Annotated in this window: 12 protein-coding genes; 5 read left to right on the top strand and 7 right to left on the bottom strand. The window is 58.7% G+C overall.

Translation table 11 applies throughout. The features are described 5' to 3' along the window. Nucleotides 1–349: 349 nt before the first annotated feature. From AWU82_RS02670 to AWU82_RS02660, 3 genes are read left to right on the top strand one after another with little or no spacing between them, the layout of a single operon-like run. On the top strand, nucleotides 350–4012 hold the full coding sequence (locus AWU82_RS02670; protein ID WP_084777065.1) for a Tc toxin subunit A: 3663 nt from the start codon (nucleotides 350–352) through the stop codon (nucleotides 4010–4012). Continuing rightward, a complete protein-coding gene (locus AWU82_RS02665) occupies nucleotides 4009–8097 on the top strand; it encodes a Tc toxin subunit A-related protein (protein ID WP_064383777.1) in 4089 nt (1362 codons plus the stop codon). Before AWU82_RS02670 ends, AWU82_RS02665 begins: the two co-directional genes overlap by 4 nt. Further along, nucleotides 8090–12718, top strand: coding sequence for an Ig-like domain-containing protein (locus tag AWU82_RS02660; RefSeq protein WP_064383776.1), 4629 nt, complete (start codon nucleotides 8090–8092; stop codon nucleotides 12716–12718). The genes AWU82_RS02665 and AWU82_RS02660 overlap by 8 nt, the downstream gene beginning before the upstream one ends. A gap of 40 nt (nucleotides 12719–12758) precedes the next feature. Here AWU82_RS02660 and AWU82_RS02655 read toward each other — a convergent pair whose 3' ends face one another. The 6 genes from AWU82_RS02655 to AWU82_RS02630 are packed head-to-tail and all read right to left on the bottom strand — an operon-like array spanning nucleotide 12759 to nucleotide 19478. Beyond that, nucleotides 12759–14090: a DUF58 domain-containing protein gene (locus AWU82_RS02655; RefSeq protein ID WP_064383775.1), complete on the bottom strand. Its 1332-nt coding sequence runs from the start codon at nucleotides 14088–14090 to the stop codon at nucleotides 12759–12761. Next, nucleotides 14087–15088, bottom strand: a complete 1002-nt coding sequence (locus tag AWU82_RS02650; RefSeq protein ID WP_064383774.1) for an AAA family ATPase — start codon at nucleotides 15086–15088, stop codon at nucleotides 14087–14089. The genes AWU82_RS02655 and AWU82_RS02650 overlap by 4 nt, the downstream gene beginning before the upstream one ends. Continuing rightward, nucleotides 15085–16251, bottom strand: coding sequence for a DUF4350 domain-containing protein (locus AWU82_RS02645; RefSeq protein WP_064383773.1), 1167 nt, complete (start codon nucleotides 16249–16251; stop codon nucleotides 15085–15087). Before AWU82_RS02645 ends, AWU82_RS02650 begins: the two co-directional genes overlap by 4 nt. Then, the gene (locus AWU82_RS02640) at nucleotides 16248–17792 is read right to left on the bottom strand and encodes a DUF4129 domain-containing protein (protein ID WP_064383772.1); all 1545 of its coding nucleotides are present in this window, start codon (nucleotides 17790–17792) and stop codon (nucleotides 16248–16250) included. Before AWU82_RS02640 ends, AWU82_RS02645 begins: the two co-directional genes overlap by 4 nt. Then, on the bottom strand, nucleotides 17779–18756 hold the full coding sequence (locus AWU82_RS02635) for a stage II sporulation protein M (protein WP_064383771.1): 978 nt from the start codon (nucleotides 18754–18756) through the stop codon (nucleotides 17779–17781). The genes AWU82_RS02640 and AWU82_RS02635 overlap by 14 nt, the downstream gene beginning before the upstream one ends. Continuing rightward, the gene (locus AWU82_RS02630; RefSeq protein WP_064383770.1) at nucleotides 18753–19478 is read right to left on the bottom strand and encodes an RDD family protein; all 726 of its coding nucleotides are present in this window, start codon (nucleotides 19476–19478) and stop codon (nucleotides 18753–18755) included. The genes AWU82_RS02635 and AWU82_RS02630 overlap by 4 nt, the downstream gene beginning before the upstream one ends. A gap of 180 nt (nucleotides 19479–19658) precedes the next feature. Between AWU82_RS02630 and sbcB the strand changes: the two genes are divergently transcribed. Continuing rightward, nucleotides 19659–21089, top strand: coding sequence for an exodeoxyribonuclease I (gene sbcB, locus AWU82_RS02625; RefSeq protein WP_064383769.1), 1431 nt, complete (start codon nucleotides 19659–19661; stop codon nucleotides 21087–21089). 101 nt (nucleotides 21090–21190) lie between these two features. Here the strand turns inward: sbcB and mvaT are convergent, their stop codons facing one another. Next, a complete protein-coding gene (gene mvaT / locus AWU82_RS02620; protein WP_007951234.1) occupies nucleotides 21191–21568 on the bottom strand; it encodes a histone-like nucleoid-structuring protein MvaT in 378 nt (125 codons plus the stop codon). A 339-nt stretch (nucleotides 21569–21907) separates the two neighbouring features. On the opposite strand from mvaT, the gene purU reads away from it, so the two are divergent. Further along, nucleotides 21908–22756, top strand: coding sequence for a formyltetrahydrofolate deformylase (gene purU, locus AWU82_RS02615; protein ID WP_011335666.1), 849 nt, complete (start codon nucleotides 21908–21910; stop codon nucleotides 22754–22756). Nucleotides 22757–22852 lie beyond the last annotated feature (96 nt).

The raw sequence follows: 22852 nt of genomic DNA, 5'->3' as shown, positions 1-22852 counted from the left end.
GGCAGCCGGGCCTGGGAGCCTTGGTCAGTTGGTTTAATCCGGACGCCGTAGTGGCTGAAATCCCGGTTCCTGCAACTGGAAGGCCACTCGCGCGAGAGGCTCACGAGTGCCGGTTCCAGCAAGCGCTTGAGGCTGAAACGCCAAAATCCGGCGGGTCAGAAAAGCGGACTTCTCTACGTGCGGGTCGAGTCACCAGGCAAACCGTGATCGGAAATCTCCGACGAATGGTCATCAAGCCTGTCATTTATGACAGTAGACGCTTGACGCGCCGGAGCGCTGAATAACCTGAATGAACGAAATGCCTGCAAGTGCCCCGTCGCAGGATTTCACTCTATCAAGGACTGCCAGCATGGCCAGGAAAAAAAACTCGAAACGCCCCCCTTTGGAGTTGTTTGAGCAGGTATTCGGCAAAGAGCAGCGTTTCAAGAGACTCTCTGGCCTGAGAACCTGGCTGGCAGATGGAAAGTCGATTTTTCCATTGGTGGAAAAGGGCCCCAGAGGGCTGGTCAAGGACTTCGGAATCAGCCTGGAGGACGCGCAACGTTTTTTGCACCGGGCCAATGCTCTGGCGATTTACCTTCGACGCGAGTTTATCGAGCAATCGTTGATCGGACAGCCGACATCTGCGGCGCAACGTTCAGGCGGTTTCAACACCGGTCCCAGCTACGAGTTGCTGTTTCCCACTGAGTTTGATCAATTCGCTCCGGTTGGAGCTCTGGAGGATTGCTCGGGAGTCGTGGCCTATCTGGTGGAACTGTGGCAATGGATCCGTGACCACATCGAAGGCTTGGTGGTTATTGATCCGAAGATTGAAACGTTGCCCATTCACGAGCGCCGGGCCGATATCAAAGAGCTGCCCATTGACCACAATGCGATTCACAAGACGATTTCTGCCGTCGAGATCATCGTCAAGGTATTGGAGAGGTTCATTGCCTGCAACGACGGCGAGCCGGATCTGGAAGAGGCGATGATCCAGCGACGTCACCCGTATGGCTTGCCGTACTACCAGCATTGGGCAACCCTCAATGCGGTCGCCGCTCACCATGGTTTGTCGGTTGGGCATTTTGTACGCTGGGTGGGTGCCGGCTACCCGAACTTTCTCCAGCCTTATGCCAGGGATGACGATTCCGGTCGCGCTTTGGCCCATGCTTCACGGCTTGGACCGTTTCAACGCGCTTTGCTGACTGAACCCCCGGTCACTTCTGACGACGAGAAAGTGGACTTCTATGTAAAGAACTTCGGTACTGGTCAGGTGGATTGGAAAGACCTCGATCGGGTGCAGATTTTTGGTCAGAAGACCAAACTCGATGCTGATGGGGTTGAAGCGTTTTTGTCGATTCTTCATTACGCTCCGGTACGGTCTCCCAACGTGAAAATCTATGGGCCAAAGGCCGAGCAAGAGAGCGAGCGCTCCGGTTCGGTTTACATTAATAACGGTACGGCACCTGCCATTAGTGTCGATTACGGTAGGCCCTCTGTTCTGCATAAATTGACCGAGTCCCCCACCAAACCTGCTCGTTACGATCGGATTAACCGCAAACGACGTCTGGATCTGTGGCTCGGGTTACCGCCCGAACAAGTTGACGCAATGCTTGTCGCCGCTTTCAACGCCGAAGGCAGTGGTGACTTGTGGATTACCCCTGACACTGTTCATGCGATCGGTCTTTTCCAGACCCTGCGTGAAGCGTATGGATGCACGCCACTGGACTTCGCAGCATTCATCGACAAACTGTCGATTTATGGGCGCAAGGAGGCGTTGTCAGCATTTGATCAAGTGTTCAACAACCGCCAGGGTGACTACCGCGTGCCACTTCCGCTGGACGATCAACCGTTTCCCTTACTGCTCGCTCCCGACGAAATTGACCTCACCATCTCCCATATTTGCAGCGCGCTGGACATCGACCTGCAAACCTATCAATACCTGGCGCTGGCCATCGCGAGAGCTCATGGACTCAATGACACGTTGCTGCGCAGCAACGAGATCCTGTCGGCGTTTTATCGCCTGGTGAAATTGCCGCGCTTGCTGAACATGACACCTGTGGAAGGTCTGTTGATGCTCAGCGTGTTGGGTGGGGAGGCGTGGGTGGCTGGTCTGGCAGGTGTGCCGGCCATCAAGCCCGCCCGAGAGCCGGACGACGATATTCCCGACGTGCTGGACCTCATCCTCGCCCTGGTGTCTTGCCGCTATTGGTGCCAGACCCGCAACTTGTCTGTGCTGTGGGTATTGCAGCGGGTGGCCGATCTGCAGGTCTCCAACGTGGCGTCCGAGGCTGAACTGCGCTTGTTCGAGCAGGTCCGCAATTTGCTGGACGCTGCGCTGTTGACCCACATCGCTTTTCTGAGGGCCGGAGTGCCGCCGCTGACAGGCAGAGACTGGCGAGATCTGATGACGACGCTTACCGATCCGCGCGGGCTGGTGAAATCCGTGGTTGGCACGGAGGCCGAGTACCTGGCGTTTGCACGTGAGGAGCTCGACAAGGCAGTCAGGGATGGACTGGAAGAGGACGACGCCGCTTTGCGCAAACCGATTGTCGAGATCATGCTCACGGTTCTGTTGCAGGCTCGCGATACTCAGGTTTCGGTGGTCAGGGAAAGTCTGGCGGTGTATGCCGGACTGGACGCGGAGCGGGCGTTGCGGATTCTTCGCTGGGCGAAGTCGACGCCCTACGAGTTGTTGACACGGATTGTCGATCACATGGGCGAGGACATGCTGTTGCCGGGCATGGCGCGCAACGTCCCGCTTGATCCGTTGTTCACGCTGCTGGCCGATGTACTCCGGCGCAGTGCAGTCGTCACTGAACTGGACATGAGTATCGAAGAGCTCAGTGAATTGCTCGACTACGGCCTCAATGTCTGGTGGAAGCAGGACGATCCCCATGCTTTCAACGTGACCACGCTGTATTACCTGACGGTTTTGAATCATGCCTTCGAAATCAGCAAGCGGCCTCACACCGAGTTGCTCGAGTATCTGCGGCAAGTCCATGAGCTGGGCGATCCCGAAAAATTGTCCGTGGACGCCCTGCGGCTGGCGCAACAGGCATCCGAAGTGTGGCTGGCACGGTTTTTCGACTGGAGCGAGCAGGAAGTACACGAGTGCATCACCCGGATCGACCCGCAATACAAGCTCCTGAAGACGCTGAAACAACTGGATCTGTTGATTCGGGTGCGAGAGTTGGCCAGGCACACGAACATGGATGCGCAGATGATCTTTCTGCTGGGGGCGCTGCCCGAAACCATCGTCAAGGAGAAGTACAAGGATGCTGCCGAGCGCGCCTTGTTGAGCCTTTCGGACACGGCGTCGCCGATCCGGCCATCCGACGAACTTGGCCGGCCGCTTGTCACCATGACAATCAAACCGGACAACACCGAAGTCATTGCCGGCAGCCTTGGCAAGATCGTTTTTACCATCACTTTGAAAAGCGCGGCCGGCGAGGCGCTCAGTGGCGTGTCAATCCATGGGCAGGCCAGCCTCGGAACCCTTGAGGTCGGGAAAACCGACCCTCTCGGTGTAGCAGAAGTGACGTTTACGCCGGGCAAGATCATGGGCACCGAGCGAGTGCTGTTCTGGGTCGCCCTGATTGCACCAAAGGAATCGCCGCTCATAGCACTGGTGGAAGATTCGCAGAATCTGGATTTCCCGCCGCAGTTCATTTCAGCCGTGCCGGTAAGCGTCGTTCCATCGGGGCAGGCGGTCGAGCTGTCCGCCAAGCTCATGGATAGCTACGGAAACCTGGGCAAGCACAAATTGGTGCGCTGGACCGCGACAGCTACCGGCGACGACCCTTCGCGGCATGTCGAGGCGGTAATCCGGCCCGCACAGGGGTTCACAACTCAGGAGGGCATCGCCCGCGCGGTTGTGTACAGCCCGACCGGTGGGATGTTTGAGTGCGCCGTGCACTCCGAATCCAGCGAAATCACACATATATTCGATCCGATTGTGTTTGATCCCCAGCCGCTCCTGAGTGAAACCCCTACGTCCGCGCAGCCCTTGCGACAGGAGAATGGATCATGAGTCAGAGCATCATCAACGAGTTGCTGGAACAGCGTCGCACTGCACTGGTCGAGTATTGCCTGGGCTCTATGGGCGCAACTGATGGTCCATTCAACATCATTAAAAACGTCGACCACTTGAATGAGCTGTTGCGTATGGATTCGCAGAACAGCCACAAGGTGCCGAGTACCCAGGGTGCTGAAGCAATCAGTTGTGCGCAGAAGTTCATCCACGCTGCTTACCAGAAGCTTGAACCGGGATATTTGAAAACGGCGTTCCCCGAGGAGGATCTGAAGCGTTGGGCGTTCTATCGCAATTACTCGGACTGGGCGGCGCTGCGGCTGCTTTCCATCTATCCGGAAGATTTCATGACGCCTCTCGTACGGCCAAACGCGACCAGCCTGTTCCAGGCATTGGTGACAGATCTGAACCAGACGCGCTTGAGCACGGACTCGGTGTTGGTGGCTCTGCGCAATTACCTGACGGCCTTTGAGGGAATCTGCAATCTGGAAGTCATCAGTGCCTTCTTGCATGGCACGGCGGCAGTGAATGGGCGTTACTTTTTCGTCGGACGTGAACGAGTGTCCCCGTTCAGACACTATTGGCGCGAAGCGGATATCGAGCTGACACCGACCTGCACCGCGGTCAATCCAGCGGCCTGGCACGAGTGGAGCATCATCGATGTGGGGGTCACCGGGACGGTGCTCGACATGCGTCCTGTGTTCTGGAGCGGGCGGCCTTGTCTGATCTGGGCTGAATTGACCAACGCGATCGGTGTAAAGGGGGAACCAGGGTATGTGCCGTTCAAACTGGATATCAATGTGGCGTTCCGATCGCAGAACGGAGACTGGTCCCCCACCTCCAACCTGCAAAGCACCACCAGTGACGTTGCGCCGGCCGCCGGCAGTCGTTTGATTGCCACGGTGCGCAGCACTGAAGGTCATCCCGACGGTTGTCTTGGGGTGTTGTTTTTCAATGGGAACGAGCCTTCGCAGCCCATAGTGCGCGATGTGCTGTTTAGTCCGGTGATTACCGATGATGGCAGCTGGCTAATAATACTGGCAGAACGGTTTGCCAGTGTATTGACGGTCCAGCACTCGTTGACTGCGCAGACACAGCCGAAAATTGCCACCACGGTATTGACGCCGGGGACATTGACGAACTTCTTTGAGCTCGAAGCCTTTGTTCTGACTCATTCCACTGGAGACATCCTGGCTGTCAGAGGCGTTTGCAAGGCGAATCGCAAAGGAAATGTGGCAAAAGTCGAATTCGATCTGAAATTGTCCGGAACACCGTCGGGTGACGATCCAGAGGCAACCAAAGGATCCTTTTCAGGTGAGGGGGGATGGGCCACCGACTGGCTGATCTATAAACGCAATTCAGGCGGTTTTACCAGCGACTTCACTTTCACCTTTGGTGCCACATCTGCAACCCAGGGATATGGCCGAAAACAATTCGTCCTGAATATGAGGAACATCGTGGGCTTCGATCCTGCCGTGCTGGAAAGGAATCGGGCCAATGCGGCGCAGTTTCTTGCCTTCAATAAAGCGGGCACTTTGGAACGGGTACGCCTGAATTCGCTATTTGGTCCGCGTCTGGTTGCCCTCGCCAACATATCGGTGGATGCCGTACTCGGCTGGACTACACAGTTTCTGGAAGAACCGGACTCGGAAGCCGGGGCGGTCAGTGAACCCAACGGAGCGTTCAATAGTGCCAATGGTTTGTATTTCTGGGAGCTGTTTTTTTACCTGATTCACCTGTTGGCCATTCGCCTTCGCGATGAGAACCGCTACCGCGAAGCGGAAGACTGGTTGCGTCGGATATTCGATCCACAAGGCGTCGCGGACGAACCTTCAGACCCCGTGAAACCTTCCGATAAATCGCTCTACTGGCGATGCCGCCCTTTGGTGTGTAACGGTCATCCGGGGTATGAAAGTCAAGCCGTGGATGATCCGTATGCGATCAGTATGTCGAAGCCAAGGCATTTTCGGATTCAGATTTTCCTCGATTACGTCTTGAACCTGATAGCGGAGGGCGATTGGTATTACCGGCAACAGACGATGGACAGCCTGGTGGTAGCCAAACAGTGTTACGAGCAGGCCCAGCGCCTGATGGGTGACCCTCCATTGGTACGCTCGATGACTGACTGGCAGGAGCAGACGCTCGGCACTCTGATTGAAAAGAGTGCGATTGGTCCGACAATGGAGGCATTTGAAAAAACGCACGAGTATTCCCTTGCTGACATCGCGTCCTCGGCTCCCACTGCACCGCCAATGGGCCTGATTGCGAGCGAGTCGTTCAAAAAGCCGAACAATGAGCGGTTGCTGAGCATTTTCCAGAAGCCCCGGCAGCGTCTGCACAATATGCGTGAATGGTTGACCATTGATGGCAAGCCCATGGATGTGCGGTTGTACGAGCCTGCTGGCGATCCCGCGCAACTGTTGCGAGACCTGGCCGCCGGCGGCAGTGCCGGGCCCAGGCCGATGGGCGGTCGGCCAGTGGTCAATGCCTATAACTGGCGGGTGACGTTCGAACTGGCGTTACGCTCGGTGCAGGCGCTGCAGGATTACGGCAATCAAGTACTGCGCTTCATGGAGCAACGCGATTCGGCGCAACAGGGCGAACTGCAGCAAAGGCATCTGGTGGAGCAGGGCGAATGGACGAAAATCCTTCAGGAAAAGTCCATCGCCCAGATGCAGGCAACCCTGGCGGCGTTGCGTCAGAGTCGCGAAACGGTACAGCAACGGGCTGACGAATATTCCGGGTGGTGCGAAGTAAATGTCAGCCAGGAAGAATACAAGATCATGGATGATCTGCACGCCGCCAAGCAGATCAATCAGGCATCGGTGGCTGTACAGGCCTATGCGGGTCTGGTCTCGGCCCTTCCGAAGATCGTCGGGACAGCCAACGGCGGGGGGAATCCGGAAGCTGTGCCCCAAGCGCTGGCCTTTGGCTTGCAGATTGCTTCGATGGGCAAGCAGGCCGATGCCGAAAAAAGATCCGTGACCGAAGGCTACCGACTGCGTCTTCGAGAATGGGAACTGCAACGCAAGCTGGCACAGGCCGAACTGTTGGCTACAGACGAGCAGATCAAAGCGCAGGAGATTGCGGTAGAGGCTGCCCGATCCAGCCTGGAGCTGGCACTGTTGTCCAATCGCCAGGCGTTGGCGGTGTACGATTTTCTGCAGAAACGCAGCGCCCCCGGTGCCCTGTACGAATGGCTGCTGGGCCAGCTCAAGGCTCTTTACTATCAGGCTTATGACGCGACCGTCAGTCTGTGCATCAGCGCCCAGGCATCGCTCAGCGCCCAGACCGGTGACTATGACTCACCGGAACTCTTGCCGAAGGTCTGGTCCGATAAGCATCATGGCCTGACGGCCGGGGAACAACTGCGCGGATTTCTGATGCGTATGGAGCGCGACCACTTGCAAAGCTTCGAGCGGCGTCTGGAGCGGGTCAAAACGGTCTCCTTGCGCGCGCTGTTCGATGATCCCACCGAGCCTCAACCTGGCGCGGACAGTTGGGTCAAGGCACTTGAAAAACTCAAGGACACAGGCCAGTTGGCGTTCAAGGTCAGCGAGCTGAACTACAACCGCGACCATCCCGGTGAATACTGCCGTTTGATCCGATCGGTCGAGGTCGACTTGCCCGGAGTGTTCGGCCCCTTCGAGAATGCAAAGGCCACCGTGACCCAGACTGGTAGTCGGACTGTCATCCGGCCTGCACCGAGGGCTGTGGAATACCTGCACGAGCCCGAGAGCTCGTTCGTGCCGGAAGGTGTGGTGTTCAACACCCGCGTTGGTCAACAGATCGGCATTTCCAGAGGGGTGGGTGATGACGGGCGGGTGATGGAAGATCAGGATACAGGCCTGCTTCGCTCTTTTGAGAATACCGGGGCTGACTCTTCCTGGGTGATCGTATTCCCGTGGCCGAAAAAACAACCTCAAGAGTCGGTGCTCGCATCGCTGCCAGACATCATTTTCCACATTCGCTACACCGCCAAGGTCGGTGAGCCGACTTTCAGGCTGGCGGTGGAAAACCTGGTGACATCCGCCGAAGCGAAGGCTGCCAAGCGTAATCTCAAAAGGAGCGGCGATCATGGCTAACCCTGGCATTCATGCTGAGCGAAACCTGATCGTCAACGGAGACTTCGCTAAACCGCTCACGACAGGTTGGACAAGAGGGGCGATCAACCCGGCTTACACCGTAAAAAAGGAGCTGCAATACGGCGGCTTCCGCATATTTTGTTTATCTGCCCAGGATCGCTCGTCGGCGTTTCAGCTTATCGAGGTTCCCAAGACCGCAAGTGCCGATGCTTACTATGTTTTAACCTGCCTTTGCGAGATGTACCACAAACAGGAAGGCGTGCTGAAACTGAGTGTGGAAGGGGTTCCCGGTGAGCAGGAAATCCCGTTGCGTGTGGGGCCGGCCCGCGACCGAAAAGCCGACCAGGTACGTGAGGCGAACGGCCTGTCCAGCGAGTTCAACCCTGTTTCATACGAAGTGAAAGTCACATTGCCACTTCAGCAAGCGCAGCAATTGCGTGTTGCGATTGCCAGTCCACCCAATGAACCGGGTGATTACCTTTCCAGTTTGCGCATTACCAATATCAATCTTCAATTGCACCTGCCAGCGACGAAGCTGCAAGCGATAAAGCTGGATGAGCAGACTTTGCCACTGGATCAATCCTTGCCTTTGTGTCTGGGAGCGGACTCATCTTTTGCGCACCGCTTCATCGGCGTTTACGCAGAGGGTGACCAATGGCTCGGCACGCGTGCATCCCTGGAGATTGAAAACAATCCGCAGGGGGCGATAGTCGCCGATCCGCCCTGGGGCGGGGACAAGCCGCTGGAAGATCCCTGGGCGCTCAGTTGCCCGGACATCGAAGGCGAACCACCGCATCGGTTTACCCTGCGCTTATTGAACGAGTTCAACGCACCGCCGAAGCTGATTCCGGTTTCACTGGATCATCATCGCTTGAAGTTTCTCGAGCTGAAGGCGGCGGCACATTACGTGGTTCTGGAGTACAAAGATCAGTCGGCGCGGGTTGGGGTTCGTGTGGGGTCGTACTACACCGACAAGGCCCTGGAGGGAAGAACGGTCACCTGGACCGTGGAAGGGACAAGCATAAAAACCACGTCGCTGACCGACGATCAGGGCTGGGCCTGGTTTGATCACAGACCACTCCAAGCCGGCGACTTGCGCATTCATGTGTCGGTCGAAAGTCACTATTACACCAGTGGAGTCGTGACCGAGACCTTCGAAGTCAAGGCATTGGCGACCGACCCGTTGAAAGACGTCTTGACCCTCGTCGCAGCGGAGCTGCGGCCATGGGAGCAGAAAGGGTATCCCAATCGCGGAACGAGTTATTCGTTGAAGGTCAGGTTTCCCGCCGTACTGAAGGGCACCTTGGTAAGCCTGGAGTGGAGCGGAGAGCATGCCGATTATCTGGGGATCACCACCAAGCCGGAACCGTCAAGCCCGGTTCTGATCGGCAATGACGATCTGGAGTGGATACTGCAATGTCAGGACCGGATCGACGGCCAGTTCTCTCTGGCATTGAAGTGTTCGCACTTGCAGAAGGCTTCATCCTTGAAGCCCATGTCACTCGCCCGCAACGTCGTCAAGCCAGGCGATGTGCGTGAGCCTGACAGGGTTTGCGTGGTGGATGAAAACGAAAGCGCACGGATGTGGGTGCAGGTGTTGCATGAAACCGCGTCCGGTGTTGGTGATCCGGTGGAACGGGCGCTGGTTCTCTGGGACGACCCCGACGGAACCGTCACGCGGTCTTTCACGGGGGCGGGCGGTTGGTCGAGTCACACTTATCAGCCTCGCGCTGCCGGAAGTCACACGGTCATTGCCAGGATCATGGCTCATGAGGAGGCCGAGCCCACCGAGAAAAGCTTCGCCGTGCAGGCGATCGCGACCAGCTCCTGGAAGCAGCATGTGGAAATTCTTCTGGATGGCGAGACCGTCGACCGCCAAGCGCTTGGCTTGATCTGTCGGCGTGGCAAGACCCATAGCCTGAAAATCGTGCCAGTACGCGGCAGTGCCTGGATCGGCACGAAAACCATCCGTTTGAACTGGCGAGAGGTTGACCCAAAGATCGGTCTGGAGCCTTCCGGCCTTGACCAACCTTTCCCCTTGGTGGCTGAGGGCGTGACCTGGTCGCTCAGCTCCCGTGAGGACACCAGCATCAGCCGCCTGTTTGAGCTGAAGCTTGAGGCGCAGGGGGTTGCCGATGCTCGAGAGCTGTCCGGGCGGCTCATCCATCAAGACCTGACAAAAGAACTCAGCGTCCGGTTTGATCAGGTTTCGGCTGCACTCGATGGAGGGCGGCTTTATCCCTGCCTGGGGGCGGAGCATCGTTTTTCCATCTGGGCCCAAGCCCTGAGTCCGTTGGCGGGACTGATGGCAACACTGACCTGGTCGGGGACACCAGCCGAGCAGTTGGGCGCCACGGTGCTTCCTCTCCTGGATGAGCCTCAGATGCTGGGTGCCGACGGTGCTTTGTGGGAACTGGTCTTTATCGACAGTGAGGTGAAAGGCGAGTTCGCGCTGACGCTGAGTGTGCCTCAACTAAAATTTATCGCCCACCCTGTGCCGATGAGTCTGGCGCATAACGCCGTGCGTTTTGACGGTGTGCTTGAGTCGCCGGTGGATCCGGTGGTGAATCAGGATCGGGCCTGGACGTGGGCACGGGTGGTGTCGCGTTTCACCGGGCAGCGCGTCCCGGGAGTGTCGGTCACATGGCGCGCCGAGGGTGATCCCGTTGTTGTAGAGACTGATGCCGAAGGCAACTCCGGTTATGGTTTTGTCCCCACGAATGACGACATTCATCATGTGCAGTTGTCGTTGCTCAGCCTGTACGACAATTATCCGGAAGAAAAAAACGCGATAGTTCAGCCGTCGGCATTCGATCCGTGGACACGGGTCACGATGAGTATCGACGGCGAGAAGCAGGAACCATGGGGCCATAAAACCGGTTTTCCCCGTCGAAAGGGCAGGCACAGTATCGTGGCGTTTTTTCCAGAGTCATTGGAAGGGCAAGTTGTGTGTCTGGGACAGACCGGCACCGCGCCGTCGGCATTGGGCAATCGCTACGATCCGCCGTTGGGTGCGCCGCAGGTTGTTAGTCGCGGGCTGGCGAGGTTCGAGTTGAGTGCGGGTGATTTGATCAACGCCGGCTTTAACTTGCTGCTTTCTGCCGAGCGGCTGGCGCGTCTGTCACCGGCCAATGCGATGTCGCAGGGGCCGGGCTCGCAGGTCATGAAGCTCAGTACGGTCAGTCGGGCCGGTTCGCAGCTTCTCTGGAGAGAAGCGTTTGTCGCTGTGGTAGAGGTCATATCGTCGACCAGCGGGAAACCGATGAGGGGGGTGGTCGTGACGTTCAGTCATCCTGATCTGAGGGACGTGAACACGGTGACTGACTTTTACGGTCGAGCGACTGTGAGCTTTGTTCCTGCTACGCCCGGTGCCAGTCAGGTGATTGCGAAGGTTGGCGACGCTGTGAATTCGGATTCGGTTGCGATGGGGTTTACTCTCGCAGAACCCCGGAAAATTGTTGAACTGTATGAACCGACCGGCTCCAGAGAGCCTCCGGATGTGTCTCGGGCTCACGCCAAAGCAAAAGTGACATCTGCCTTGACCGGTTTGCCATTGGCCGGGGTTTCAGTGGTGTGGGCGTTCGCCGGACAAACATTGGAACCGTCACTGACCGATGAGCTGGGTATCGCCAGTTTGACCTTCACTTATTCAAACAAGGGCGATGGTCTCCTGACAGCCATGGTTGAAGGCGGGCGGGTGGGGTGGGATGAGGCGGTATTGGCGTATACCGGGGACGTACCGTTGATTCAGTCGTTGACGACGCCAGCCACGACAATTGCAGTGGGTGAGCAGGTGAGGGCTGATATCAAGGTCATTGGAAGCCAAAGCGGACAACCGATGGGCGGAGTCAGAATCAGTTGGGTGTTCGGTGGAGAGTCGTTGCCGTTCACTCATTCAAATGCTGATGGGACGTCATTCATTCTTTTCACACCGACTGAACCCGGGGAGAAGGTTCTGACGGCGACGGTAGGGTTTGGTAATGAGAAATCGCTGGCTTATACCGTGGTATTTCTTGAGTTGGCTGAGTTGAAGGTCTCGGTTCCTGAAGCCGAAGCCGGCAGTAATTTTACGCTTCAAGCTCGCGTATCCCCGGCGATATCAGGCGTCAGCGTGCTGATGCGTTCTACGGGAGAAATGAACCTGCACTCTCGTACTGACCCTGAAGGCTGGTCACTTCCTCTTGTCTTCAAAGCTAAGCGACCTGTGGATGATCACTTTGCAACAGTGAGCGCAACGATCAATGCGGGGCAGGAAGGGGAGAAGACGCTGGCGAAGAGGGTGTGGGTCAGGGACCCCGCAGCGCGCGGTATTACTTTATGGGTCAATGATCGCCCTTTGTTGCTTCCAGATTTTGTCGTCGAGTTGAGGCCCGGCAAGGAGCAGTTCATTCGATTCATTGGAGATGCGAATGAAGGGACAGCAGACAAGGAATTTGCCATCTTTCTGGACAACGATATTTCGTCTGACCCAGTGCAGGGTCACTACCAGCCTATGAATGGAAACGGCTGGTTCAATTGGGCAATCAGACTTTCAGCCCCAGTGGGCACGCATCTGGCATTAGTCGTTGCTTCCAGGGACGCCATCTTTGTGCAGCGAATGCTCATTGAAGTGATTGCATAGGCCGAGCGCTTGCACAAAACGCCGCCATCGAGCCGGGGCATTAAAATTCCCCGGCTCTTTTCCAGCTCAAGTACCGGGTCAGCATCTCTGTACCCAGCTTGTCGGGCTCGACATCCAGAACTTGTAGTCCATGGGCGCTCAACTGCTCATGAAGTTCTGCCCGGTCATTCAGGTAATCCACAGTCGCGCAGTATTCAAGCGCTTGCCCGATCGTTTGCACCTGCGCATGCCGTGCGTCTTCAAGTGTGCTCTCTCGCAGGCTGGCAACGAGTACTCGATGCTGTTGGCTAAGCTGTCTGACGGCACTCAGCAGTTCTTCATCATCCTTATCCCGCACATTGGTTACCAACACCACCAGCGCCCGCCGCTTCTGCCTCGCCAGCAACTGATTCACCGCCGCCGGATAATCCGCCGAACGCCGCGTGCTATCCAGATCGTAAACACCGTTGAGCAACACCTTGAGCTGCCCCGCACCTTTGACCGGTGCAATAAACCGCGGCTGATTACTGGCAAAGGTCATGAATCCCACCGCATCCCCCTGCCGCAACGCCACATGACTCAGCAGCAAACATGCATTCAACGCATGATCGAAATGCGACAGCTCCCCATCCTGACTGCGCATCTGCCGCCCGCAATCGAGCATGAAAACAATCTGTTGATCCCGCTCGTCTTCGTACTCCCGGGCAATCGGTGTGCGATGGCGGGCGGTGGCTTTCCAGTCGATCTGGCGCAGGCTGTCGCCTTCGCGAAATTCTCGTAGTTGGTGAAATTCCATTCCCTGGCCACGGCGTTGGCGCTGGCGCACGCCGAGCCGGCTCAGCCAGTTGTCGACCGCCAGCAGTTGGCCGCCGTAGAGGCGGGCGAAGTCGGGGTAGACGCGGGTCTGGTCGGTGATGTTCAGCAGGCGTTTGCCGAACCACAGGCCGAAGGGGCTCGGCAGGTTGAGCTCGCAGGTTTCGAAGCTGAAGTGGCCGCGCTTGAGCGGGCGCAGGCGATAGCCGATCAGGCTGCGCTGGCCGGGTTGCAGCTCGGTGGCGAGTGGCAGGTTTTCAAAGTCCAGGCCATCGGGGATGTGATCGAAGATTTGAATCTCCAGTGGTTGCGGGAAGTCGTGTTCGACCTCCAGCCGCACTTCGCTCCAACGACCGAGGGCCAGGCTGCCGGGCATTTGTCGGTGTACCCGAGGCGATGGCAGGCGCCTGAGGCGCAGTGCGTCCAGCAGGCTCAGTGCAAACAGCGCCAGCAACAATCCCCAGTTGATCGACAGCAGGCTCGCAGGCACCTCGACGTCCAGCGCCTGCAACGCGCCCAGCACAATGCCGATGGCCAGCAGGATCGCCAGCCAGATCAACAGCAGGCGCGAGGGTTTCACAGGCGCGGCGCCGGGATCTGGTCGAGCAATTGCTGAAGGACTTGATCGACTTGCAGCCCTTCGATGTCCAGCTCCGGTGCAAGGCGTACACGATGGCGCAACACCGCCAGTGCGCAACCCTTGATGTCGTCGGGAATCACGAATTCACCGCCGCGCAACAGGGCCCTGGCGCGGGCGCAACGCACCAGTGCAATAGAGGCGCGCGGTCCGGCGCCGAGGCTCAGTCCCGGCCAGGTGCGGGTGCTGCGCGCCAGACGCACGGCGTAATCGAGCACCTGATCGTCCAGCGGCAGATCGCTGGCGATGCGTTGCAGGGCTTGCACGTCCTTGGCCTGCAACACGGTGCGCAGCGGTTGCACATCGAGCATGTCGGCGCGGGTCGAGCGGCTGACCTGACGCACCATGTCCAGCTCCTGGTCGGCGTCGGGGTAATCCATGCGCACCTTGATCATGAAACGGTCAAGCTCGGCTTCCGGCAGGGGATAGGTGCCTTCCTGTTCGATCGGGTTCTGCGTGGCGAGCACCATGAACGGTTGAGCAATCGGCAGGGCCCGGCCTTCGAGAGTGACCTGACGTTCCTGCATCGCTTCGAGCAGGGCGGCTTGCGTCTTGGCCGGGGCGCGGTTGATCTCATCGGCCAGCAACAGGTGGGTGAACAGCGGACCTTTGCGCAGTTTGAATTGTTCGGTCTGCAGGTCGTAGACAGCGTGGCCGGTGACGTCGCTGGGCATCAGGTCCGGGGTGAACTGAATGCGCGCGAACTCGCCGCCGAAGCACTTCGCCAGGGCGCGTACCAACAAGGTTTTGCCGAGGCCGGGAACGCCTTCGAGCAGCACATGGCCGCCGGCGATCAGCGCGGTCAGCACATCGTCGATCACCGGGTTCTGGCCGATCAGCGCCTTCTGCAATTCGCCGCGCACCGCCTGGGCCAACTGGCTGGCGCGCTGGCGTTGCTGAGCCACGTGGCTGGGTGAGCCGGGTTCGATGTGTTCGGTCATAGCGTGTTCCTCAAGGCTTGCAGGTGGGCGACCTGACGGCAGAATTCGGCGCTGGACATGCGCCGCTTCGGTGCCGGGCTCAGGGCCTGGCTGATGGCACGGGTTGGTTGGCGGGTCAGGCGCGACAGCACCAGCCATTGTTCGGCGACATTCAGTTGGTCGAAACCGGGATGACGGTGACGGGCACGGCGCAGGACGTCCTGCTGCAACGCTTGCAGCAAGGTCTGCTGGCCGTTGTGACGCAGGACGAAACCGGCACTGGCGCGCAGGTGTTCCATCAACTGCCGACGACCGCTGGGGGCGGTCGCCTGCACCGGGCCGTGACGCACGCCGACATGCCACAGCCACAGGCCGATCAACGCCAGCAAGGCGACGATGGCCTGCGGGAAATAGCGCCAGAGCAAGGTCGGCAGACCGTCGTGTTCGGTGTTGTACAACAAGGTCACGGCGGTGTCGGCGCTGAGGTACCAGAGCAGCCAGGCATTGTCGTGCTGCGCAATCGCCGGGGTTTTCCACAGATCGGCATCGGTGACCACGGTGATCGTGCCGAGGCCGAAAGCCAGTTGCATCATGTGCGTGGCTTTCGCGCTGTTGGCCCAGGCCTGGGCGAGGTTTTTCGGGTCGTCGAGGTGGAACGCGGTGTCGAATCCGGCGTAGGCGGGTGCGTCTTCGTCTTCCAGATAGAGTTTGGTCAGATTCGGGAACGGGTCTTCGGCGGCATCCGGCGGCGGATCCTTGAGATCCTTGCTGAAGGATTGACGCAGTTGCACGCGGTCGAGCAGCAGGTCGTTGCTCTGGCCGGTCTTTTCATCCCAGATCGATTCGGCGACGAACACCAGCCTTCCGCCGGCCCGGGCCCAGTTCAATACCTGGTCAACCTGACGCGGAGTCATTTTCGAGCGGTCGTTGAACATCAGCAAAGTGTGCTGGCGCGGATCGATTTCAGGTAGCACGGCAAGGCTTTCGGCATGGCTGACGTCGATCCCGCGCTTGCGCAGAAACATCTCAGCCGCCAGATAAGGGTTGGCTTGCGCGGCGGGAGACGGGCCGTGATCGACCTCGGCCTGGTAAGGCGTGGCCTTGAGGTACAGATAAATGCCCAGCGCAGCGAGCAGGGCGACGATCAGCGCACCGCCCAGAAGCCAGAGCGCGCGCCGGTTCAACGGGCGGCTCCGTGGCCGAACAGGGAGCGCCAGCCATCACACAATTCCTGTTGCAGATGTGCCGCCGGTACGCGGTGCCCGTAGGCCATGTTCTGCCAATGGCCGGTGAGGTGACGGCTATAAGTGAGCAGATCCGGACGTTGCAACTGCTCGATCCGGGCCAGCACTTCGTTTTCGGTATCGGCGGGTTTCAGGTTCAGGTTGAAATCGTGCAGCAGATGACAGAGCAGTGCCCGGTACAAAAGCCCCAATGCCGCACGCGGCTCGGTTTGCCAGAGCTGTTCCGCGTGGCTGGCGATGTCATCCGGCAGGCTTTCCTTTTGCAGATCCAGACCGAAGGCTTGTTGTGGCAAGGGCCTTTTGGTCTGTTTGGGCAAGCGCGGACGGCGGCCGACGAAGGTTTGCAGAAAGTCCCGATAGCGCCAGAGCAGCCAGCCGAGTCCTGCGATCACTGCGCCCCACAGCACGACTTCAATCGCCTTGGCCAGGCCGTCGAGGTGTCGGCCGTCCAGCCAGTCGAGCAGTGTTTTCAACCATTGCGGTGCTTCACTTTCCCTGGCTTTTTCGGCGGCAGCGGGATCTTCGCCGAAGCGATAACGGGTGACGGTTTCCTTGTTCTTGAACGGCGGTTGTTCGAGCAAGGCCTTGATGCTGTCGCGTGATGCCTCGCTGGTCAGCGGCTGATTCAACAGACGCGGTGCATCAGGCGCAGTGGCAGGTTCGGCAGCCCAGGCTGAGGGCAACCCCGGCAACAGCAGACACATCACCAGCAGCAAGCCGATTGCGCTGCTGTTCAAACGCTGGCGCAAGCGGCGGAACACCAGTTCGATGTCCCAGGCTTCGAGGACGGTGCGGCGGTTCAGATACAGGCTGAACCCGCAGGCGACATACACCGGTTCCCAGATCACCAGGATCAGCGCATAGAACGCATTGGTCAGATGCTCCAGCCAGCGCCATTCGTGGTCGGCTGCGAAGATCAGGCTTTGCCAGTCCCAATCGGTTTCGACCTGTTGCGGCAGAAGCAGGTAGAACAACACCATCAGGCCGATCCACAGCGCCGTTTCCAGATGCACGCCGATGATCGTCAGCCACTGCGCGGCGCCGGCATTGCGTTGCAACAGTACTTGCAAACGCTGCTGGCGCGCCGTGCCGTCGAGGCCTTCGAGTTGCAGCACCGGCAGCAGGAAGCTGCGGCTCAGGCTGAACCGGCGCCAGGTCAGGCTGGCGATGAGTTGCGGCTTGAGCAGGCGCGGCCATTGGCGCAAGGCCTGTTTCAAGGTGGGTGTTTCGCCGAACAGCGCCTTGGACAGGATGTACAGCGGCAAGCGTTCGTAGGCCGGTTTCAGCCACCAGAAGATGAACACGGCGAGTGACGGTGAATCCCACAACAACAGGCTGAGTATTGCGAACAGCGGCAGGGTGACGAGGGCCCAACTGGTCATCAGCAGGCGCCGGTGCTGCTGGCTCATGAGCACGCCCAGGTCCATGGCTTCCCAGGTGGTGCGCGGACGGATTGCCACGGTTGCGTCACTCAGGCGCATGGCGGGTCCTTCCGGCGAACAGCAGATAGAGCGCCACGCAGAGCCAGAGCCCGGCGCCGACCAGGTATTTGGTCTGCGGCGAAACCCCGGTGCGCGACGACCAGTAGGCTTCGATTAACGCGGCGATCAACAGGAACAGCATCACGCCACAGATCAGCAGGATGCTCCGGCGCGCCGCAATCTGCAGCGCCTCGATTCGTGTAAGGCGTCCCGGCGCAATCAACGCCCAGCCCAGTTTCAGCCCCCCCGCACCGGCCAGAACAATCGCACTGAGCTCAAATGCCCCGTGCCCGATCACGAATGACCAGAAGGTCTGGCCGAAGCCGATTTCACTCAGGTGCCCGGCCACCGCGCCGATGATCAGGCCGTTGTAGAACAGGAAAAACGCGCTGCCCACTCCCAGCAGCAAACCACTGGCGAAGGTCTGAAAGGCAATGCCGATGTTGTGCATGATGTAGTAGCCGAACATCACCCAGTCTTCGCTCGCCGCGCGTTCGGCCGAACGCCCGAGGTGGCCGGCGACCGGGTCGTACATGCTTTGCATCTCGCGGACCTGCTCGGCCGGGATCAGGCTGTAGATCAATTCGGGACTCAGATACACCAGCACCCCGAAACCGATCAGGCTGCCGAAGAACAGCAGAGCGGCGGCCAGCACGAAGCGCCATTCGGCGCGCACCAGTTGTGGAAAACCGGCCAGGATGAAACCCGGCACGTTCGCGCCGATCCGGCTGCGATGCCGGTAAAGCTGTTGATGACCGCGCAGCACTTGCTGTTGCAGGGAGTCGACCAGAAAACTGCTGTAGCCGCGCTCCTGCGCCAGGGCCAGATGCTGGCAGAGGCGCCGGTAAGCCTTGGGAAATTCCGCCACCTGCGAGGTGCCCTTGCCGCGTTCCAGGCGTTCGAGAGCCAGCGTGAAACGCTCCCATTCGGCCTTGTGGCGGGATTCGAAAAGGCTTTGCTTCATGTCGGCCCCAACAGGCCGCGAGCGATGCCGTTGAGCTCACCGACGGCTTTCGGCGCGCTGATGTGCAGTGGTTGAGCGAGCAGTGCAGCGAGTTCATTGACCCGTGCCGTCGAAAGCTCGCCCTGGCGCTCGGCGAAAGCGAGCAGGGCACGTTGTTCAGTCTGGGTCAGCGGGATCGGCGAACGACGGGGTTCGGCATCGAGTAATTGCGGGCGCTTGAGCGGGCGTTCGCTGTAGATCACCAGCGTGCCGGCCGCGATGTCGCCGAGGCGTTTGAAGGTCGGGTGTTGCAGGCAACTGATCGCACCGAGGAAATAGCCGAACGGCATCAGGTCGACAAAGCGCAGCAGGTTGCGCAACAGGGAGGCCGACCAGCCGACCGGCGTGCCATCGTCGTGCACCACCCGCAGGCCCATCCATTGTTTCCCCGGCGAGCGACCCTGACGCAGTACTTCGAACAGCACCATGTACCACCAGCTCACCACGAACAGCAACAGTGAGCCCAGGCCGATGCCGAGCTTGCCGAACAGCGCCAGCACCATGAGCAGCAGGCCCAGAAGCAGCCCGCGCAACCCCAGATCGATGGTGAACGCCACGGCGCGCACCATCAGGCCGGCGGGACGCAGCGGCAGGTCGATGCCTTCCGGCGTTTCGACCTGGTGCCGCGTGTCCAGTGGCGGGGCCAGCGGTGCTTTCCTTGGCGGTGCTGTGGTCTCGAGCATGGGCTACCTGATGTTGCCGGATCGGGATGCAAGTGCGTCCGATGCTAGCAGTCTCTCGGGGGGAAACGACATAACTATGTCATACACATCCTTCAACCAAAGGTGACCGAATGATGCGGCGCTGGCCGCGACGGCGCTTGAACGCCTAGACTTTGCCGATCTTCAGTTCAGGAACCGCCCGTGACTTCCATCTTCTGGTACGACTACGAAACCACCGGCATCAACCCCCGATGCGACCGTCCGTTGCAGGTGGCCGGGATCCGCACCGACCACGAACTCAACGAAATCGACGCGCCGGTCAATCTCTACTGCCAGCCCAGCGAAGACATCCTGCCGCACCCGGCGGCGTGCGCAATCACCGGCATCACGCCGAGTCGTCTCGCCGAACAAGGCTTGAGCGAAGCCGACTTCATGACCCGGGTTCATTCTCAGCTCGCCGCCCCCGGCACCTGCGGCGCGGGATACAACACCTTGCGCTTCGACGACGAGATGACCCGCTACAGCCTGTACCGCAATTTTTTCGATCCCTATGCCCGTGAGTGGCAGGGCGGCAACAGTCGCTGGGATCTGATTGATGTAGTGCGCGCCGCCTACGCATTGCGCCCCGATGGTCTGGTCTGGCCGACCGATGATGAAGGCCGGGTGACGCTCAAGCTCGAACGCCTGACCGCTGCCAATGGCATTGATCACGGCAACGCGCACGAAGCCTTGTCGGACGTGCGGGCCACCATTGCCCTGGCCCGATTGATCCGCGAGAAACAGCCGAAGCTGTATGACTGGCTGTTCCAGCTGCGCAGCAAACAGAAGGTGATGGACCAGATTCGTCTGTTGCAGCCGATGGTGCACATTTCCGGTCGCTTCTCGGCTGCGCGCAGTTATGTCGGCGTGGTGCTGCCGCTGGCCTGGCATCCGCGCAACAAGAACGCGCTGATCGTGTGTGATCTGCACCTGGACCCGCAGGGGCTGCTCGACCTGGATGCCGAAACATTGCGTCAGCGCCTGTATACCCGGCGTGACGAATTGACCGAAGACGAGTTGCCGGTGCCGCTCAAGCTTATTCACATCAACAAGTGCCCGGTGGTGGCGCCATTGTCGGTGTTGCGTGCTGACGATCAGCAGCGCTTGGGTCTGGACATGGCCTTGTATCAGGCGCGCGCCTTGCGACTAAGTGACGCACAACAAGTTTGGAAAGATAAAGTCTCGGCGATTTATGCCAGCGAAGATTTCACCTCGAGTGAAGATCCCGAACAACAGTTGTACGACGGATTTATCGGTGATCGTGATCGTCGTTTATGTGAGCAAGTGAGGGCGACCGATCCTGGCCAATTGGCGCGAGAGCAATGGCCGTTCGATGACGAACGTTTGCCTGAATTGTTGTTTCGATATCGAGCACGTAACTTTCCCGATACGTTGAATTTCGAAGAGCAAGAGCGCTGGAGAATCTTTTGCCGGCAGCGCTTGTCCGCGCCGGAGTGGGGCGCGCCTAATACCTTGAAATCTTTTGCCGAGGCCATGGAGCAATGGCTGCTTAGTGCTACGCCGATGCAGGCCGAGGTGTTGGTTGAATGGCAGAACTATGTCCAGGCATTGCGCAAACGTTTGGATCTTTGAAATCGAACATGTCCGGCGCTTGAATGCCGGGCATAAAAAAACGCCAGCATTCGCTGGCGTTTTTTTTTGTCACAGAAGCGCTTTGCGACAAGGGTTGCGGCTTAGCCCAGCAGGGTAGCCCAGCCTTCAACCACGTCACCGCCCCACTTGGCTTTCCACTCTTTCAGAGTTTTGTGGTTGCCACCTTTGGTTTCGATGACTTCGCCGTTGTGCGGGTTTTTGTATTGTTTAACTTTGCGAGCACGCTTGGTGCCGGTAGTTTTGGCTGCGCCGCCACGTGGTGCCTTGGTTTTGGACTCTGGATCCAGCAGCGCGATGATGTCGCGCAGGGATTTGGAATATTCGCCCATCAGTGTGCGCAGTTTGCCTTCGAATTCCAGCTCGGCTTGCAGTTTGTCGTCTTGCGACAGGTTCTTCAAACGGGCTTGCAGCTCTTTGATAGCTTCTTCGGTGGCACGATATTCGTTGATCAAGGACATGATTACTACCTTATGTGGGAGTGCGCGATGGCAGGGGACAGTGCTGCAATAATAGTCAGGCTGTTTCATCAAGTAAACATTTAACCGGGGTTTTTATTTGAATTAGTTACGTTGAAAAGCCCTGAATTGAATGTTCAGTTAAATATTGTGATGGAGTCTTCACAGATATTCACACAGGGCTGTTCAAGCATGGCTATTGCAGCGCCATCATTCTGGCGTTCGCGAGCGTCAAAAAAGCTGCGACGGGGTGCCGTAAGCCTCCGAGGGTCATCATTACTGCAGTTTTCCCGCGCAGTCGCTAGAATGGCGGCCTTTGCGAAGTTCTGGAGTTTCCCCCTCATGCGCACTTTTCGGTTGGTGATTTCTTGCCCGGACCGCGTTGGCATCGTTGCCAAAGTCAGTAACTTTCTGGCGGCCCACAATGGCTGGATCACCGAAGCGAGCCACCACTCGGATAATCAGGTTGGCTGGTTCTTCATGCGTCACGAAATCCGTGCCGATTCCCTGCCTTTCGGTATCGAGGTATTGCGCGAGAAGTTTGCACCGATCGCCGAAGAGTTCTCGATGGACTGGCGCATCACCGACACCGAGCAGAAAAAACGCGTGGTGCTGATGGCCAGCCGCGAATCCCACTGCCTGGCCGACCTGCTGCACCGCTGGCACAGCGATGAACTCGATTGCGAGATCTCCTGCGTGATTTCCAACCACGACGACCTGCGCAGCATGGTCGAGTGGCACGGCATTCCTTATTACCACGTGCCAGTCAATCCGCAGGACAAGCAACCGGCCTTTGATGAGGTATCGCGTCTGGTCAAACAGCACGACGCCGAAGTCGTGGTGCTGGCGCGTTACATGCAGATCCTGCCGCCGGACATGTGCCGTGAATACGCGCACAAGGTCATCAACATTCACCACAGCTTCCTGCCGTCGTTCGTCGGTGCCAAACCGTACCACCAGGCCTCGATGCGTGGCGTGAAGCTGATCGGTGCGACCTGCCACTACGTGACCGAAGAGCTGGATGCCGGCCCGATCATCGAGCAGGACGTGGTGCGTGTCAGCCACAGTGACAGCATTGAAGACATGGTGCGTTTCGGCCGTGACGTCGAGAAGATGGTGCTGGCTCGTGGCCTGCGCTACCACCTGGAAGACCGCGTGCTGGTGCACGGCAACAAGACCGTGGTGTTCTGATTCAGGATCGTTCCCACGCTCTGCGTGGGAATGCCTCTTCAGACGCTCCGCGTCTGCTCTGGGACGCAGGGCGTCCCGGGCTGCGTTCCCACGCAG

The sequence above is a fragment of the Pseudomonas glycinae genome, from assembly GCF_001594225.2.
GTDB lineage: Bacteria > Pseudomonadota > Gammaproteobacteria > Pseudomonadales > Pseudomonadaceae > Aquipseudomonas > Aquipseudomonas glycinae.
Note: the sequence above shows the minus strand (reverse complement) of the source record. Positions and strands in the feature narration are given on the sequence as shown.